Below are 15,678 nucleotides of genomic sequence, written 5' to 3'. Positions count from 1 at the left end.
ATCGATTTGACTTGTTCGACGTTTCGGTTGCGCCCGCAGCACGCTGCGGTCAGTGAAGCCCGTGCGGCTTCGGATGGCTTGATTTCGCTGGCCGCCACCGCGTCACGATGTGGCGCGCTGGATGCTCGCCTCGCTGACGCCCACCTCGCGTGCCGTATTCACTATCGCCGCCCAGGTGTCATCGGGCAAGGGCACGCCGTTGGCGGTGCGTTCAGCCCGCGTCTTGCGCTCGGTGTCACCGGGCACCAGAACCTGATCGACCCCCGCGACGGGCTTGGTCGCGCGGATGAAATCGGTGTAGCGGGTGACCTCGCTGTCGAAGAAATTGGCGGGATCGACCACCTTCGGATCGATGTAGATCGCGAGCATGCCGTTGGCGAAGCGCCGATTGGCCGAGGTCGCGCCGGTACCGGTCAGGGCGCCGCCGAGCAGTTCGCAGATGAACGCAAGGCCCGAGCCCTTGTGCTCGCCGAACGCGCGGATCGCGCCTGTTCCCTTGGTATGATCGCGCGTCCCCTCCGCCTCATAGGGACCATACAGCACGGCCGGATCCTCACTGAGGGTCCCGTTGGAATCGATCAGCGCGCCCTTCGGCAGCTTCTTGCCGCCGCGGCTCGCCACCAGCACCTTGCCTTCGGCGACGACCGAGGTCGCAAAATCGAGCACGATCGGATCCTGCCCGTCACGCGGAATGCCGACGCAGTAAGGGGCGGTCGAGAATCGCTTCTCCACGCCACCGAAGGGGGCGACCAGCAGCGAGCCTGCGGCAGTGACGAAATGGATCGAGACCAGCCCTTCGGCGGCGGCCATTTCGGCCCAGTCGCCGACGCGGCCGAGATGGCCGGAATTGCGCAGCGCCAGCGCGGCCAGGCCGCTTGTCTTGCAGCGCTCGATACCGATCCTCACCGCCTGCGGCGTCACCGTCTGACCGTAGCCGAATTTGCCATCCACCACCACCAGGGACGGCGTATCGACCACAATCTCGGCCGTCTGGTTCGGCACGATCGATCCCATCTTCTTCCAGCGGATGTAGACGGGGACCCGAATGACACCATGGCTGTCATGCCCGGTCAGGTTCGCGGTGGTCAGGTAGGTGGCGATCCGTCGCGCCTCTTCCGCCGACGAGTCGGCGCGCTCGAAGATGTCGGCGACGAAGTCGATGAGATGAGCAACCTTGATTGTGACCATGTCAACTCGCGGGTTCGATCAGCACGCAGACAGAGTTAGCATGGATTGCCATGCCTGCGACGCACGCCATCTCCGCTCGACTGCATCGCTTCTTATCAAACCGGCTCAGAGCCTGCCAAGTACCAGCCTGACAAGAGCGTCGACGATTCCCGCTTTATCCGGCTCATATCAGTCCTCAGCGTGCTCATCCGCCGCGAATTCGTCACCCATGCTCTGCTCGAGCTCGCCCAGCATTTTGTGCAATGCGGCAAGCTTGCGCGCGCCGTAGCGCTCAGCGATCGATGCATAGATCGCCTCCGACGAGGGCGCGACCTGCGCGATCAACTTCAAGCCCTTCGCGGAGATCGACAGAACTCCCCTGCGCATGTCGCGGGAGTCAACCTCGCGCGCGATCAGGCCGCGAGCCTCGAGATCGCGCAGAATGCGTGACAGGCTCGGCCCAAGCAGGAAAGCGACACGCGCCAGCTCGGTCACCTCGATGGCGTCGACCGCTGCCAGCGCGCGCAGAATGCGCCATTGCTGCTCCGTCAGTCCATGCTGGCGCAAGCTTGGCCTGAACTGCCGCATCACGGCCTCGCGTGCGCGCAACAACGCCATCGGCAGCGACTGGGAGAAATCGCGCATCGGGACCTTGCGCGCGCGCTTCGTCGCAGACCTCGCAACCTTGGCCCTGGTCTCGCTCATCTCATCACCCCAGCGAGGCGACGAATCGTCGCCTCGATATTTGCAGTGCAACATATGCCAATTCGGTTTGCCGCCGAAAACTTAACATGTTAATCATCTGCCGCCACCTGTTTTCCGAGAGATCGCTCTCATGCCGCTGACGCCTGACCAGATTCAAAGCTGCGCCCTGCGCCTGAACGAGGCCGAGCAAAGCCGCCGCCAGATCCGCCAGCTGTCCCAGGAATTCCCCGATATCAGCATCGCGGACGCCTATGCGATCCAGCAGGCATGGGTCGCCATCAAAGTGTCTGCCGGGCGTGTCATCAAGGGCCACAAGATCGGGCTGACGTCGAAGGCGATGCAGAGCGCGCTCAACATCGACGAGCCGGATTCGGGCGTGCTGCTCGACGACATGTTCTTTGCCGATGGCGGTCTCGTGCCGTCCGACCGGTTCATCGCGACGCGGATCGAAGCCGAGCTCGCCTTCATCATGAAGAAGCGCCTGGCGGGACCGGACTGCACGCTGTTCGACGTGCTCAACGCGACCGACTTCGTCGTGCCCGCGCTGGAGATCTTGGACACCCGGATCGAACGCGTCGATCCCGAGACCAAGGCCACGCGCAAGATCTTCGACACGATTGCCGACAACGCAGCCAATGCGGGCATCGTGCTCGGTGGCCGTCCGCTGCGCCCCCTCGACACCGATCTGCGCTGGGTTGGCGCGCTCTGCACCAAGAACGGCCAGCTCGAAGAGACCGGCCTCGCTGCGGGCGTCCTGAACAATCCGGCAACGGCCGTGGCCTGGCTCGCCAACAAGATCGCGGCGCAAGGGCTGGCCCTCGAGCCCGGGCAGGTCGTTCTCGCAGGCTCGTTCATCAGGCCGATCGAGGCGCGCAAGGGCGATACCATCCAGGCCGACTATGGTCCCTATGGGACGGTGAGCTGTTATTTCGCCTGAGGTTCTTGGAGCGACCGCACCATGCCGCATTTCAGCATCGAATATTCCGCCAATCTCGACGCGCGTGTCGACATGGCCGCGGTCTGCGAAGTGGTCCGCAAGGCCGCGAGCGAGACCGGGATCTTCCCGATCGGCGGCATCCGCGTCCGCGCCATCCGCTGCGAACACTACGCGATTGCCGATGGCAAGCTCGACTACGGTTTTCTCGCCATGCTGTTGCGACTCGGCGAAGGCCGCGACCTTCCGGCGCGGCAGAAGGCAGGCGAACATGTCTTCAAGGCGCTATCGGCGCATCTCGATCCGGTGTTTGCCAACAGCAAATTCGCGCTGTCCTTCGACATGCAAATCAACGACGCCGCGACCAGCTGGAAGCGCAACAACATCCACGACGCCCTGAAAGCCAAAATGCCCTGAAAGCGGAGGCATCCCATGGATAAGGCCAGCCCCAAAGCCGACATCTACAAGGCCAATCTCGACCGCGCCGCGCCCCTGCTCGCGAAGCTGAAGGACGAAGGCATCGGCCATTTCATCGACGGCAAGGTGGTGCCGGCGATCTCGGGCGCGACGTTCGAGACGAAGTCGCCGATCGACAATGCCGTGCTCGCCACCGTGGCACGGGGCAATGCCGAGGACATCGACCGCGCAGCGACCTCGGCGGCGCTCGCCTTCAAGTCCTGGCGCGACATGGCGCCGGCGATGCGGCGCAAGCTGCTGCACCGGGTCGCCGACGCCATTGAGGACAACGCCGACGACATCGCCGTAATCGAATGCATCGACACCGGGCAGGCCTATCGCTTCATGGCCAAGGCCGCGATCCGCGCCGCCGAGAATTTCCGCTTCTTCGCCGACAAATGTACCGAGGCGCGCGACGGCCTGAGCACGCCGAGCGAGGAGCATTGGAACATCTCGACCCGGGTGCCGATCGGCCCGGTCGGCGTGATCACGCCGTGGAACACGCCCTTCATGCTGTCGACCTGGAAGATCGCGCCTGCGCTCGCGGCCGGCTGCACGGTTGTGCACAAGCCGGCGGAGTGGTCGCCGATCACCGCGCAACGGCTGGCGAAGCTCGCCAAGGACGCCGGCATTCCCGACGGCGTGCTCAACACGGTGCATGGCTTCGGCGAGGAGGCCGGCAAGGCATTGACCGAGCATCCCGCCATCAAGGCGATCGGCTTCGTCGGCGAGAGCTCGACGGGATCTGCGATCATGGCGCAGGGCGCGCCGACCCTGAAGCGCGTGCACTTCGAGCTCGGCGGCAAGAACCCGGTGATCGTGTTCGACGATGCCGATCTCGACCGCGCGCTCGATGCGGTCGTGTTCATGATCTACTCGCTCAACGGCGAGCGCTGCACGTCGTCGAGCCGGCTGCTGGTGCAGCAGAGCATCGCGGAGACCTTCACGGCCAAGCTCGCCGCGCGCGTGCGCGCGCTGAAAGTGGGTCATCCGCTCGATCCCGCGACGGAGATCGGGCCGCTGATCCACGAGCGGCATCTCGCCAAGGTCTGCTCCTATGCCGAGATCGCGCGGCAGGACGGCGCGACCATCGCCGTCGGCGGCAAGCGGTTCGATGGTCCGGGCGGCGGACATTATGTCGAGCCGACGCTGGTCACAAGCGCGAGCCAGACGATGCGCGTCGCGCAGGAAGAGGTGTTCGGTCCCTTCCTCACCGTGATCCCGTTCCGCGACGAAGCCGACGCGGTCGCGATCGCCAATGACGTGCAGTATGGCCTCACCGGCTACGTCTGGACGGGTGACATGGGCCGCGCGCTGCGCGTCGCCGACGCATTGGAGGCCGGCATGATCTGGCTGAACTCGGAGAACGTCCGCCATCTGCCGACGCCGTTCGGCGGCATGAAGGCGTCGGGCATCGGCCGTGACGGTGGCGACTATTCGTTCGACTTCTACATGGAGACCAAGCACGTTTCGCTGGCCCGCGGCACCCACAAGATCCAGCGGCTCGGCGTCTGAGGAGCAATGCCCATGACCTCCCCTCGCCTCGCCACCTATGCCGTCGACGGCTCAGTCCGCTATGGGCTCGTGACCGACAAGGGTCTCGTCGATCTCTCCGCGCGCTTTGCGAAGGACTATCCGACCTTGCGCGAAGTCATCGCGGCGGGCGCCCTTCCCCGACTGATCGAGACCGCCGCCGGCCTGTCGCCGGATCACGGCCTCGATGCGATCACCTGGCTGCCGCCGATCCCCTCGCCCGAGAAGATCATCTGCATCGGCGTCAACTATCCCGACCGCAACGCCGAGTACAAGGACGGCCAGGACGCGCCGAAGTATCCGTCGATGTTCATGCGGACGCCGCGTTCCTTCGTCGGCCATGAGACGCCATTGGTGCGCCCGCGCGCCTCGCCGCAGCTCGACTACGAAGGCGAGCTGGTGCTGGTCATCGGCAAGGCTGGCCGGCACATCCCGGAGGCCCAGGCGCTGGATCACATTGCCGCGCTGACGCTGTGTAACGAAGGCACGATCCGCGACTGGGTGCGACACGCCAAGTTCAACGTCACGCAGGGCAAGAATTTCGACTCCACCGGCAGCCTCGGGCCCTGGATCGTGCCCTACACCAGCGAGAGCCAGATCGCCGATGTCCGGCTGACCACCCGCGTCAACGGCGAGCTGCGGCAGGACGATCGCACGTCGCGGCTGATCTTCGGCTTCCGCTACCTCATCAACTATATCTCCACCTTCACGACGCTCGTTCCGGGTGACGTGATCGTGACGGGGACGCCGACCGGCGCCGGTGCGCGGTTCGATCCGCCGCGCTATCTCAAGCCCGGCGATGTCATCGAAATCGAAGTCGAAGGCGTCGGCGCTTTGCGCAACGGCGTCGTCGACGAAAACTGATCAAGACGGAAGTTCAGCATGACCACCATGACCGGCGGCGAAGCCATCGTCAGCGGGCTCGTCGCCCACGGCGTCGACACCGTGTTCGGCCTGCCCGGCGCGCAGGTCTACGGCCTGTTCGACGCCTTTCATCAGGCGCAGCTCAAGGTCGTCGGCGCGCGCCACGAGCAGGCCTGCGGCTACATGGCGTTCGGCTATGCGCGCGCCAGCGGCAAGCCCGGCGTGTTCAGCGTCGTCCCCGGCCCCGGCGTGCTCAATGCCGGTGCGGCGCTGCTCACCGCCTTCGGCTGCAACGAGCCGGTGCTGTGCCTGACCGGCCAGGTGCCGACCGACTATCTCGGCCGCGGCCGTGGCCATCTGCACGAGATGCCTGACCAGCTCGCGACCTTGCGCACCTTCGTGAAATGGGCCGAGCGCATCGAATATCCCGACAGCGCGACGACGCTCGTGTCGCGCGGCTTCCAGGAAATGCTGTCGGGCCGGCGCGGCCCGGCCGCGCTGGAAATGCCGTGGGACGTGTTCACGCAGAGGGCCGAGACGTCAGCAGCGAAGCCGCTCGCGCCGTTCACGCCGCCGCAGCCCGATCCCGACCGCATCGCCAAGGCGGCCGCGCTGATCGCAGGCGCCAAGGCGCCGATGATCTTCGTCGGCTCCGGCGCGATCGAGGCGCGCGAGGAGATCCTCGAACTCGCCGAGATGATCGACGCCCCGGTCGTCGCGTTCCGCTCGGGACGCGGCATCGTCTCCAACGCGCATGAGCTCGGGCTCACCATGGCCGCGGCCTACAAGCTGTGGCCGACCACCGACCTGATGATCGGCATCGGCACGCGCATGGAGCTACCGACGACCTTCCGCTGGCCGTTCAAGCCGGACGGCTTGAAGTCGATCCGCATCGACATCGATCCCGCCGAGATGCGGCGCCTGATCGTGGATGCCGGCATCGTCGCCGATGCCAAGGCCGGCACGGCCGCGCTTTCGGCGGCCGTCAGTAAGACCCGGTATCGCAAGACCTCGAGCCGCCGCGCGGCCATTCGCGAAGCGACCGCGGCCACCTTGCAGGAGATCCAGAAGGTGCAGCCGCAGATGGCCTATCTGAACGTGCTGCGCGAGGTGCTGCCGCATGACGCCATCGTCACCGACGAATTGTCGCAGGTCGGCTTCGCCTCCTGGTACGGCTTCCCGGTCTACCAGCCGCGCACCTTCATCACCTCGGGCTATCAGGGCACGCTCGGCGCCGGCTTCCCGACGGCGCTCGGCGCCAAGGTCGCGCATCCCGACAAGCCGGTGGTCGCGATCACCGGCGATGGCGGATTCATGTTCGCGGTGCAGGAACTGGCGACCGCCGTGCAGTACAACATCGGCGTCGTGACCCTGGTGTTCAACAACAACTCCTACGGCAATGTCCGGCGCGACCAGCGCGAGCGCTTCGACGGCCGCGTCGTCGCCTCCGACCTCGTCAATCCGGATTTCGTCAAGCTCGCGGAGTCGTTCGGTGTTGCCGCGAGCCGCGTCACCGCGCCGGGGCAATTCAAGGCGGCGCTGGAGAAGGCGCTCGCGCATGGAGGCCCCTATCTGATCGATATCGAGGTGCCCCGCGACAGCGAGGTCTCGCCCTGGGCCTTCATCCACCCGGCGAAGCCCTGAGGGCGCTTAAGGATCTCACGGCGGGGACGCGCGGCGTCCCTGCCATCCGGCTGCGGCCATCACCAGCAGGCCGGCGCCGGCCACGAACCAGCAGGCGACCGGCGCCCATTGCACCAGCGGCGCATAGTCGGGCAATTTCTGCAGGCCGCCGGCGACGGCGGCGATCCGCGCGAAGGTGGCGAGCGCCAGCGCCGAGAACACCAGCCCGGTCACCTTGCCTTCGGCCCCGGTCGAGCCGATCGCCAGCGCCGCCGACATCGCGCTCATCATCATGCAGCCCCAGGCGGCGCCGGCGATGAACTGCGCCACGATCAGCACCGTGAGCGCGCCCGCGAGTTCGGCGATCACGATCGCGATCGCGCCGAGCAGGCCGGCGATGCCCATCACGATCAGGCCGCCGCGATGCTTGACGACCACGCTCGCCGGAAACAGCACGAGATTGAAGCCGATCCAGAACACCGGCATCAGCCAGGGCAGATCCTCCGGCTTGGCGAAGCGCAGATAGAACGCCGCGCTGTTGATGCTGAAATGCAGCTGGTAGCCGAGCGCGAGGATCACCATTGCGCCGATGAACAGCAGCGGCAACCCGCGCAGCGGCTTCGGCGCGGCCTCGGCCGCCATCGGCGCCGCGGCCGGACCGCCGGCCTGCGCGACACGTGAGAGGCCGAGCGCGGTCAGCAGCAGCACGACGGAGGAAATGATGAACGGCAGCCGGGCGTCATAATCGCGCATGATCACGCCGAGATAAGGTGACACCGCGCCGGCCACGCCATAGCCGAGCATCACCAGCGCCACCAGGAACGGCACGGCCGGGCGCGCGGCGTAGCGCCCGAGCAGAGTGAGAGGCGGCGCCCGCAGCACCGACGACGTCAGCGCCCACACCACGATCAGTCCGATGAAGGCGGCCGGACCGGCGGTGGCCGCCACGAACGGCAGCGCGACGAACGCGCCGCAGGATACCGCCGTGACGAGTGCGATGAAGACGCCGAAGCGGCTGGCGAGCGGCCCGATGCGATCGGCGGCGAGGCCCATCGCCGTATCCGACAGCGTGAAGATCGCCTGGTCCAGCATCAGGATCAGGATCACGGCTGATGGCGCGATGCCGGCCTGCGCCGCGAGCTTGGGCAGATAGATCACATAGGTGGTCCACAGCAGGCTGAAGACCAGCTGCAGCAGCGCGAGGTGAAGTCCGAGCCGCGTCGCAGCCGGCGCGCGCTCGTCCGCAAGTTCGACAGTCGTCATGGCCCCTCTCCCGCGCGCAGCATAGAGCGCGGGCCGCGCATTGCAAAATGCGCGAGGTCACAGAGCGGCCGGGATTACCGCGCGCGGCGAAACGTCAGGTTGATGCGCCGGCTGCCGAGCAAGGCGTGCTCGCCGTCGGCAAGCGGCGCGACGCCGTGAAAAGCGAGCCGCGCCGGCCCGCCCCAGACGACGACGTCGCCATGGGCCAGGCGATGACGCTGCGCCTTGTCGGTGCGCTTGAGGCCACCGAACAGGAACGTGGCGGGGAGGCCGAGCGACACCGACACGATCGGCGCGCCGACGTCGCGCTCGTCGCGGTCCTGATGCAGCGACATCTTCGCGCCGGGCTCATAGCGGTTGATGAGGCAGGCATCTGACGCGAAGCCTGGAAAGCCAGCCTCTCTCGCGGCATTCTCGGCAAGCTCACGCAACAGCGGCGGCATCGCCGGCCAGGGCTGCCCGCTCTCCGGGTCGACGGCATCATAGCGATAGCCGCTGCGGTCCGTCACCCAGCCAAACGGGCCGCAGTTGGTCATCGCCACCGACATCTGATGGCCGCCCGGCGTGATCATGCGGCGGAACGGCGCCTGCGCGGTGATCGCCGCGATCGCGGCAAGCAGCTCGACCTCATCAGGCCGCGCGAAGCCGCGCAGCAGCATCGCGCCGGGCGCGAGCGGTTCGCGCGCCGGAGCCGGCGTTTCAAGCCCATCGAACAGATCAGCCGTCATGCGCCTCACTTCGCATCATGAAAGATCACCCCCAGCGTATGCCGCCGGCCGGCGCGCAGCCGGCTGACGCCGTGGCGCATATTGACCCGGTAGCTGCCGCGCGTGCCCTGCACGGGGCGATTGTGGACCGCAAACACCACGGCATCGCCCTGCCGAAGCGGCACCACCTCGGCGCGCGACTGCATGCGCGGCCGCTGCTCCGTCAGCACGAACTCGCCGCCCTCGAAATCGCGCCCGGGCTCGGACAGGAGGATCGCGACCTGCAACGGAAACACGTGCTCGCCATAGAGATCCTGGTGCAGGCAATTGTAGTCGCCTTCGTCATATTGCAGCAGCAACGGCGTCGGCCGCGTCTGGCCGGCGGCATGGCAGCGGGCGAGAAAATCGGCATGCGCGTCGGGGTAACGAACGGCGATGCCCATCGTCGCGTTCCAGCGGTTGGCGATGCCGACCAGTTGCGCATAGAGAAGCGGCCGCAGCCGCGCGATCGGCTCCGGCAACGGATAGCTGAAATATTTGTACTCGCCGCGCCCGAAGCCGTGCCGCGCCATGATCACGCGGTTGCGGAAACGGCGGTCGTCCGGATACAACGATGCCAGCGTGCGGCACGCGTCGGCCGAGAGCAGTTGCGGCAACACGGCGCAGCCGCTGGCGTCGAGGTCGCGTTCAGCCACCGTCCAGTCGATCGCATCGATCCCGGTCGCGACGGCCGGATTGAGGTCGGGCACTGCCTGCTCGAGTCTGGCCATAAACTTGATCCCAGCTGTCATTCCGGGGCGGCGCGCAGCGACGAGCCCGGAATCCATACTCACGATGGTGGTTATGGATTCCGGGCCTGCGCGCAAGGGCGCGCATCCCGGAATGACGAGGATGCGACAGAAGGGCCAGCGTCAGCCACCCGTTTCCTGACGCTCTGGCCTCATCGCGCCGGTACGTCCGGATGAACCGAAACGCTTCGGGCGGAACCAATCTTCTGACGATGCACCGTCCACGCAACCAGCGCTTCCTCATCCTGCTCGGAAAGTCGATCCTGGCCGTGCTCTCGCTCGCGGTCGTGCTGCTGCTCTACGCCGAAGGCTACGCAATATGGTACGCCGAATATCATCTTGGCGTCCCCACTGAGGCCGAGATCGCAGCGCTTCCTGCCACCGGCCATCTTTGTCCGCTCGAAGCGGGATCGCCCTACGTCGCGCTGGCCGACATGCCTCCGCTGCTACGCCAGGCTATTATCGCATCGACCGGACCGGACTTTCAGACGCGGCCCAATCTCGTTCTGCCGGCGATGGCGGCAGCCATTGTCAAGGGTGACGGACGGCCCGATACCAGGATCACGTTTGCGGTCACCCGCCATTGCCTGCATGTCCTGGCTCCAGACTGTTGCCACAGCGCTGATTGGCACATCGGAAGCCTCGTCTTCATGAGTCGTCTGGAGCGGACCTTGTCGCGCGAGCGTATCCTGGAGTCCTACCTGAACGACAGCTATGTCGGCTACAACACCTATGGTGTCGCAGCGGCGGCAACCGCGCATTTCGGCAAATCCCTCGCAAGCCTCGACGTCGACGAAATCGCCCTGCTGATCACGCGTTTCCGATGGCCGAGGCCCTCTGAACGCGACAGCGAGTGGCGCAACTACATCCTCGACAAGATGCTGTCAGCCGGTCTCATTGACGAGGCCCAGGCGACCGCCGCCAAGGCCGCGCCCTTGCCCGTCCTCGCGGTACCGCCGCGCAAACCCTGAGCGCTCGCCACGCTTCAGCCCCGCACCACGCCCTCGACCCCGGCTGCGATCTCCAGCAGCTTGCGGTCCTGGCCGCCGGACTGCGCCAGCATCAGGCCGACCGGGACCTCGCCGTGGCGATGCGCCGGCAGCGAGATGGCGCAGCCGTCGATCATGTTGATGAAGGTGCAGTTGCGCAGCGCACGGATGTTTTCCCGCGCGAAGGCGGCGTCGTCGGCGAGATCGGCGATTTTCGGCGGCGCGTTCGCGGTGGTCGGCATCACCAGCGCGTCATAGGGCGCGATGCGCGCGGCGGCGCGCGTCACCAGGGAGCGGCGGGCGTTGAGCATCTCGATGTAGTCCGGCACCGTGATCGCCTCGCCGCGCAGGATGCGCACGGACACTCGCGGATCGTAGACGTCGCCCTTCGCCGTGAGCAGGAAGCGATGCCAGGCATAGCTCTCGGCGGCGGCGAAGCCGCCCTTCATGCCGATGACGCCGACATCGAGAAACTCCGGGAATTCGATGCGCTCGATCAGCGCGCCCTGGCGCGACAGCGTTTCCAGCGCGCGCTCGAACGTTGCGGCCACTTCGGCATCGAGCTCATCGAGCACGATGGTCGTCGGCACCGCGAGCCGCAGCCCCTTCACCGGACGCGCAGCCAGCGGACGGATCGGCTCGTCGGCCAAGACGGAATCGAGCACCGCGCAGCACGCCACCGTGTTGGCGAGCGGGCCAAAGCTGTCGAGCGTGGTCGACAGCGGCACGCCGCCGTCGAGCGGCACGCGCGACTGCGTCGGCTTGTAGCCGGTGATGCCGTTGAACGCCGCGGGGATGCGGCAGGAGCCGCCGGTGTCGGTGCCGAGCGCGCCAAAGGCCATGCGATCGGCGACGGAGACCGCGGCGCCCGACGACGAGCCGCCGGGCACGTAGCCGACCTCGCGCTTCCACGCGCTCTTCGGCGTGCCGTAATGCGGGTTGATGCCGATGCCGGAATAGGCGAACTCGGTCATGTTGGTGCGGCCGATCACGACGAAGCCCGCCTTGCGCAGCCGCGCCACCGCGGGCGCATCGGCCTCGGCCGGGGCCGAATCCTCCAGCGCGCGCGAGCCGGCGCGGGTCACCTGGCCCCTGATGTCGAACAGGTCCTTGATCGAGACGGGAATGCCCGCATAGGGCGACGGCGCCGCATTGGCCTTGCGCAGCGCGTCCATGCCGTCGGCGGCCGAAAGCGCCGCGTCCTTGTCGACGTGAATAAAGGCGCGCTGGCCCTCGCCGGCGGGATCGGCGATGCGGGCGAGACAGTCCTCGACCAGCTTGCGCGAGGTCGTGCGTCCCGCGGCGAGATCGTCAGCGAGCGCGGCGAGGGTCGGATTGGCAGCGGTCATGGCATCCTAACTTGGGTCTAGACTGGGGTCAGCACTTCGGTCAGCGGCATCAGCCGGAATATCGAGATCGAGCAGCGCGGAACTCAGCGACTTGCCGTGCGCATCCAGCGCCAGCGAGCGAGTCACCCCGCCGCCGAGCGCCCGGCTCATCACGAAGTTCAGCGCCGCGATGTTGGGCAGCTCATAGCGGACCACCTCCCCCCAGACAATGCCGGCAAAGTGCGCCCTGACCCGCTCCGCCGTCACCTCTGCGAGCAGCAGCGGATAGTGCCTGGGATCATAGGCGATGACCGAGATGTTCGACATGTCCCCTTTGTCGCCGGTCCTGGAATGGGCGATATCACGCAGCTTCATCTCGCCTCCGATCATGTGACAGCATCAAAGACCAATTTTCATCGGGCGGCAATTGCCTCCGAAAAACACCTCTGCGCCTGCGGGAGAGCCGCATGCGCGGCGCGATGGACCGTTGACGCCCCCTCGCCAAATGGCGCATCAAACCAGCAAAGCAGCGGGCGACGGAGCCCGCCTCACGGGAGGATCACCGGGATGGCCGAGCCGATGCGCGCACGCCCCAAGCCGACGCCGGAGACCCAGCATTTCTGGGACGGCACACGCGCCGGCGAATTGCGGCTGCAACGCTGCGACGCCTGCGATCACGTCTACTTTCCGCCGCGGCCGTTCTGCCCGTCCTGCGCCAGCCGCAAGGTCAGTATCTTCAAGGCCTCTGGCAAAGGCACGCTCTACAGCTACGTCATCAACCATCGCCCGGCCGCGCCCGGCTTCACGCCGCCCTACGCGATCGCCGTCGTCGCGCTGGAGGAAGGTCCGCGGATGATGAGCAACATCACCGGCTGCCCGCAGACGCCGGAGGCGCTGGAGCTCGACATGCCGCTCGAAGTCACCTTCGAGCCGCTCGACGACCAGATCACTTTACCCCTGTTCCGACCGGCGAAAGGATAACGCCATGCGTCGTAACCAGGTTGCTGTTGTCGGTGCGGCCGAGACCACCGAGCTCGGCGTCATCCCGAACATGTCGCAGATCCAGCTGCATGCGGATGCGGCGCTGAACGCGATCGCCGATGCCGGACTGAAGCTGTCGGACATCGACGGCTTCGCCACCGCCGTCGAGACGCCGCAGCAGATGTGCCACTATCTCGGCATCACCCCGACCTGGGTCGACGGCACCTCGGTCGGCGGCTGCTCCTTCATGCTGCACGTCCGTCACGCCGCGGCGGCGATCGAGGCCGGGCTGTGCAAGACCGTGCTGATCACCCATGCCGAAAGCGGCAAGTCGATGATCGGCAAGCTGCCGCGCTCGATTCCCGCCGACAGTTTGCAAGGCCAGTTCGAGGCGCCGTTCGGCGTCTACGGTCCGCCCAGCATGTTTCCGATCCCCGTGCTGCGCTACATGAAGACCTACGGCATCACCCATGAGCAGCTCGCGATGGTGGCCGTCGTGCAGCGCGAGTGGGCGGCGAAGAATCCGCGCGCCATGATGAAGGACCCGATCACGGTCGAGGACGTGCTGAACTCTCGCATGATCGCCTATCCGTTCCGCCTCTTGCAATGCTGCCTCGTCACCGACGGCGGCGGCGCGCTGATCCTGACCTCGGCCGATCGCGCCCGCGATTTTCCCCGCAAGCCCGTGTACATTCTCGGCACCGGCGAGAGCGTGGAGACGCCGATGGTCAGCCAGATGGAGACCTTTACCTCGTCGCGCGCCTTTAAGGTCGCGGGCCCCCTCGCCTTCAAGGAAGCCGGCATCGATCATGCCGATGTCGATCACCTCATGATCTACGACGCGTTCGCGCATCTGCCGCTGTTCGGCCTTGGCGATCTCGGCTTCATGCCGCACGAGGAGACCGGCCCGTTCATCGCCGCCGGCCACACGCGGCCCGGCGGCAAGCTGCCGCTCAACACCAATGGCGGCGGCCTGTCCTACATGCATTCGGGCATGTACGGCATGTACGCGCTGCAGGAGAGCGTCCGCCAGATGCGCGGCATCGCGCCGGCGCAGGTGCCGAATGCGAAAATTTCCGTGTGCCACGGCGTCGGCGGCATGTTCGCCGCATCGGGCACGATCATCTTCACCAACGAGAGGTAACGACGCGGGACAGTTCGTGGCATTCAGCAAAGCCTCCAACGTCCTTCGAGACGCCCGCCTTCGGCGGGCTCCTCAGGACGAGGACTGATTTCGCGGAAAGAGAACTGATACCTGGGAGAGATCTCAACCCTCATGGTGAGGAGCGCCTCTTCGGCGCGTCTCGAACCATGAGGCCCCAACCGCTAAACATCGCCCCCCCCCTGCGGCGGGCGAGGTAACAACACACATCCAGCCAAGGAAACTCTCATGACCAAATCGCTCCAGGACAAAGTCATCATCGTCACCGGCGCCGGCCGCGGCATCGGGCGCGAGATCGCGCTGCTGTGCGCCGCCGAGGGCGCCAAGGTCGTGGTCAACGATCCCGGCGTGGCCTCCGACGGCTCGGGCACCAGCGCTGCCCCCGCGGAGGAAGTGGTCGAGGAGATCCGCAAGGCCGGCGGCACGGCGGTCGCGAATTTCGAGTCCGTGTCGGAAGCGATCCCGGCCAGCAAGATCGTCAAGGCCGCCACCGATCATTTCGGCAAGCTCGACGGCGTCGTCAACAACGCCGGCATCCTGCGCGACATGATCTTCCACAAGATGAGCATCGAGGCGTTCGAGGCCGTCATCAAGGTGCACCTGATGGGCTCGTTCTACGTGTCTCACTCCGCAGCGCGGCTGTTCCGCGAGCAGGAGAGCGGCTCCTTCGTGCACTTCACCTCGACCTCAGGCCTGATCGGCAATTATGGTCAGGCCAACTACGCCGCCGCCAAGCTCGGCATCGTCGGCCTGTCGAAGTCGATCGCACTCGACATGGGCCGCTTCAACGTCCGCTCCAACTGCGTCTCTCCGTTCGCCTGGAGCCGCATGATCGGCACCATTCCGGCGGAGACCGAGGCCGAGAAGGAGCGCGTCGAACGGATGAAGCGGATGGGGCCGGAGAAGATCGCGCCGGTCGTCGCCTATCTGCTGGGCGATGCCTCGAAGGACGTCACCGGCCAGATCTTTGCCGTGCGCATGAACGAGATCTTCCTGATGGGCCAGTCGCGTCCGCTGCGCTCGGTGCATCGCGGCGAAGGCTGGACGCCCCAGACCATCGCCGAGCACGGCATGCCGGCGCTGAAGCCGTCGTTCTACAAGCTCGATCGTTCGGCGGATATCTTCGGCTGGGATCCGATCTGAGATTTGCAGCGCGCAAAATAGTCTTCGCAGCGCAA

The 15,678-nt window shown here is 66.4% G+C and carries 16 protein-coding genes; 9 read left to right on the top strand and 7 right to left on the bottom strand.

Annotated features, from left to right (window positions below):
* Positions 1 to 102 precede the first annotated feature (102 nt).
* Both ACQR0Z_RS24210 and hpaR read right to left on the bottom strand, forming a co-directional pair.
* Entirely contained in the window at positions 103 to 1,188 is a 1,086-nt protein-coding gene (locus tag ACQR0Z_RS24210) for a malate/lactate/ureidoglycolate dehydrogenase (RefSeq protein ID WP_434875339.1), read from the bottom strand.
* A gap of 168 nt (positions 1,189 to 1,356) precedes the next feature.
* On the bottom strand, positions 1,357 to 1,872 hold the full coding sequence (hpaR, locus tag ACQR0Z_RS24205) for a homoprotocatechuate degradation operon regulator HpaR (protein WP_434920307.1): 516 nt from the start codon (positions 1,870 to 1,872) through the stop codon (positions 1,357 to 1,359).
* A gap of 130 nt (positions 1,873 to 2,002) precedes the next feature.
* Here hpaR and hpaH point away from each other — a divergent pair, with 130 nt between their 5' ends.
* From hpaH to ACQR0Z_RS24180, 5 genes are read left to right on the top strand one after another with little or no spacing between them, the layout of a single operon-like run.
* Entirely contained in the window at positions 2,003 to 2,809 is an 807-nt protein-coding gene (hpaH, locus tag ACQR0Z_RS24200; protein WP_434858351.1) for a 2-oxo-hept-4-ene-1,7-dioate hydratase, read from the top strand.
* Positions 2,810 to 2,830: 21 nt separating this feature from the next.
* Positions 2,831 to 3,223, top strand: coding sequence for a 5-carboxymethyl-2-hydroxymuconate Delta-isomerase (locus ACQR0Z_RS24195; RefSeq protein ID WP_434920306.1), 393 nt, complete (start codon positions 2,831 to 2,833; stop codon positions 3,221 to 3,223).
* A 15-nt stretch (positions 3,224 to 3,238) separates the two neighbouring features.
* Positions 3,239 to 4,777, top strand: a complete 1,539-nt coding sequence (gene hpaE, locus ACQR0Z_RS24190) for a 5-carboxymethyl-2-hydroxymuconate semialdehyde dehydrogenase (protein ID WP_434920305.1) — start codon at positions 3,239 to 3,241, stop codon at positions 4,775 to 4,777.
* A gap of 12 nt (positions 4,778 to 4,789) precedes the next feature.
* Positions 4,790 to 5,659, top strand: a complete 870-nt coding sequence (locus ACQR0Z_RS24185) for a fumarylacetoacetate hydrolase family protein (protein ID WP_434920304.1) — start codon at positions 4,790 to 4,792, stop codon at positions 5,657 to 5,659.
* 18 nt (positions 5,660 to 5,677) lie between these two features.
* Complete coding sequence (locus tag ACQR0Z_RS24180) at positions 5,678 to 7,303, top strand: thiamine pyrophosphate-dependent enzyme (RefSeq protein ID WP_434920303.1); 1,626 nt, start codon at positions 5,678 to 5,680, stop codon at positions 7,301 to 7,303.
* Between the two features lie 15 nt (positions 7,304 to 7,318).
* On the opposite strand, the gene ACQR0Z_RS24175 is transcribed toward ACQR0Z_RS24180, so the two are convergent.
* The 3 genes from ACQR0Z_RS24175 to ACQR0Z_RS24165 all read right to left on the bottom strand — a co-directional run bounded on the left by ACQR0Z_RS24175 (position 7,319) and on the right by ACQR0Z_RS24165 (position 10,022).
* The gene (locus tag ACQR0Z_RS24175) at positions 7,319 to 8,545 is read right to left on the bottom strand and encodes an MFS transporter (protein ID WP_434920302.1); all 1,227 of its coding nucleotides are present in this window, start codon (positions 8,543 to 8,545) and stop codon (positions 7,319 to 7,321) included.
* Positions 8,546 to 8,619: 74 nt separating this feature from the next.
* Positions 8,620 to 9,273 (bottom strand): DNA oxidative demethylase AlkB, encoded by a 654-nt coding sequence (alkB, locus tag ACQR0Z_RS24170; protein ID WP_434920301.1) that lies wholly within the window; start codon positions 9,271 to 9,273, stop codon positions 8,620 to 8,622.
* A gap of 5 nt (positions 9,274 to 9,278) precedes the next feature.
* Positions 9,279 to 10,022: a 2OG-Fe(II) oxygenase gene (locus ACQR0Z_RS24165; protein WP_434920300.1), complete on the bottom strand. Its 744-nt coding sequence runs from the start codon at positions 10,020 to 10,022 to the stop codon at positions 9,279 to 9,281.
* Positions 10,023 to 10,252: 230 nt separating this feature from the next.
* Here ACQR0Z_RS24165 and ACQR0Z_RS24160 point away from each other — a divergent pair, with 230 nt between their 5' ends.
* Positions 10,253 to 11,011 carry a transglycosylase domain-containing protein gene (locus ACQR0Z_RS24160; RefSeq protein ID WP_434920299.1) on the top strand — a complete coding sequence of 253 codons (759 nt, stop codon included), beginning with the start codon at positions 10,253 to 10,255 and terminating at the stop codon, positions 11,009 to 11,011.
* 14 nt (positions 11,012 to 11,025) lie between these two features.
* On the opposite strand, the gene ACQR0Z_RS24155 is transcribed toward ACQR0Z_RS24160, so the two are convergent.
* Positions 11,026 to 12,378, bottom strand: a complete 1,353-nt coding sequence (locus tag ACQR0Z_RS24155; protein ID WP_434920298.1) for an amidase — start codon at positions 12,376 to 12,378, stop codon at positions 11,026 to 11,028.
* 6 nt (positions 12,379 to 12,384) lie between these two features.
* Positions 12,385 to 12,732 carry an AtuA-related protein gene (locus tag ACQR0Z_RS24150; protein ID WP_434920297.1) on the bottom strand — a complete coding sequence of 116 codons (348 nt, stop codon included), beginning with the start codon at positions 12,730 to 12,732 and terminating at the stop codon, positions 12,385 to 12,387.
* Between the two features lie 192 nt (positions 12,733 to 12,924).
* Between ACQR0Z_RS24150 and ACQR0Z_RS24145 the strand changes: the two genes are divergently transcribed.
* The 3 genes from ACQR0Z_RS24145 to ACQR0Z_RS24135 all read left to right on the top strand — a co-directional run bounded on the left by ACQR0Z_RS24145 (position 12,925) and on the right by ACQR0Z_RS24135 (position 15,643).
* Positions 12,925 to 13,338, top strand: a complete 414-nt coding sequence (locus ACQR0Z_RS24145; RefSeq protein ID WP_434858340.1) for a Zn-ribbon domain-containing OB-fold protein — start codon at positions 12,925 to 12,927, stop codon at positions 13,336 to 13,338.
* A gap of 4 nt (positions 13,339 to 13,342) precedes the next feature.
* Positions 13,343 to 14,482 (top strand): thiolase C-terminal domain-containing protein, encoded by a 1,140-nt coding sequence (locus ACQR0Z_RS24140; protein ID WP_434920296.1) that lies wholly within the window; start codon positions 13,343 to 13,345, stop codon positions 14,480 to 14,482.
* 246 nt (positions 14,483 to 14,728) lie between these two features.
* A complete protein-coding gene (locus ACQR0Z_RS24135) occupies positions 14,729 to 15,643 on the top strand; it encodes an SDR family oxidoreductase (RefSeq protein ID WP_434875326.1) in 915 nt (304 codons plus the stop codon).
* Positions 15,644 to 15,678: the final 35 nt, after the last annotated feature.

Source organism: Bradyrhizobium sp. HKCCYLS3077 (genome assembly GCF_051167555.1).
Classification (GTDB): Bacteria; Pseudomonadota; Alphaproteobacteria; order Rhizobiales; family Xanthobacteraceae; genus Bradyrhizobium.
Note: the sequence above shows the minus strand (reverse complement) of the source record. Positions and strands in the feature narration are given on the sequence as shown.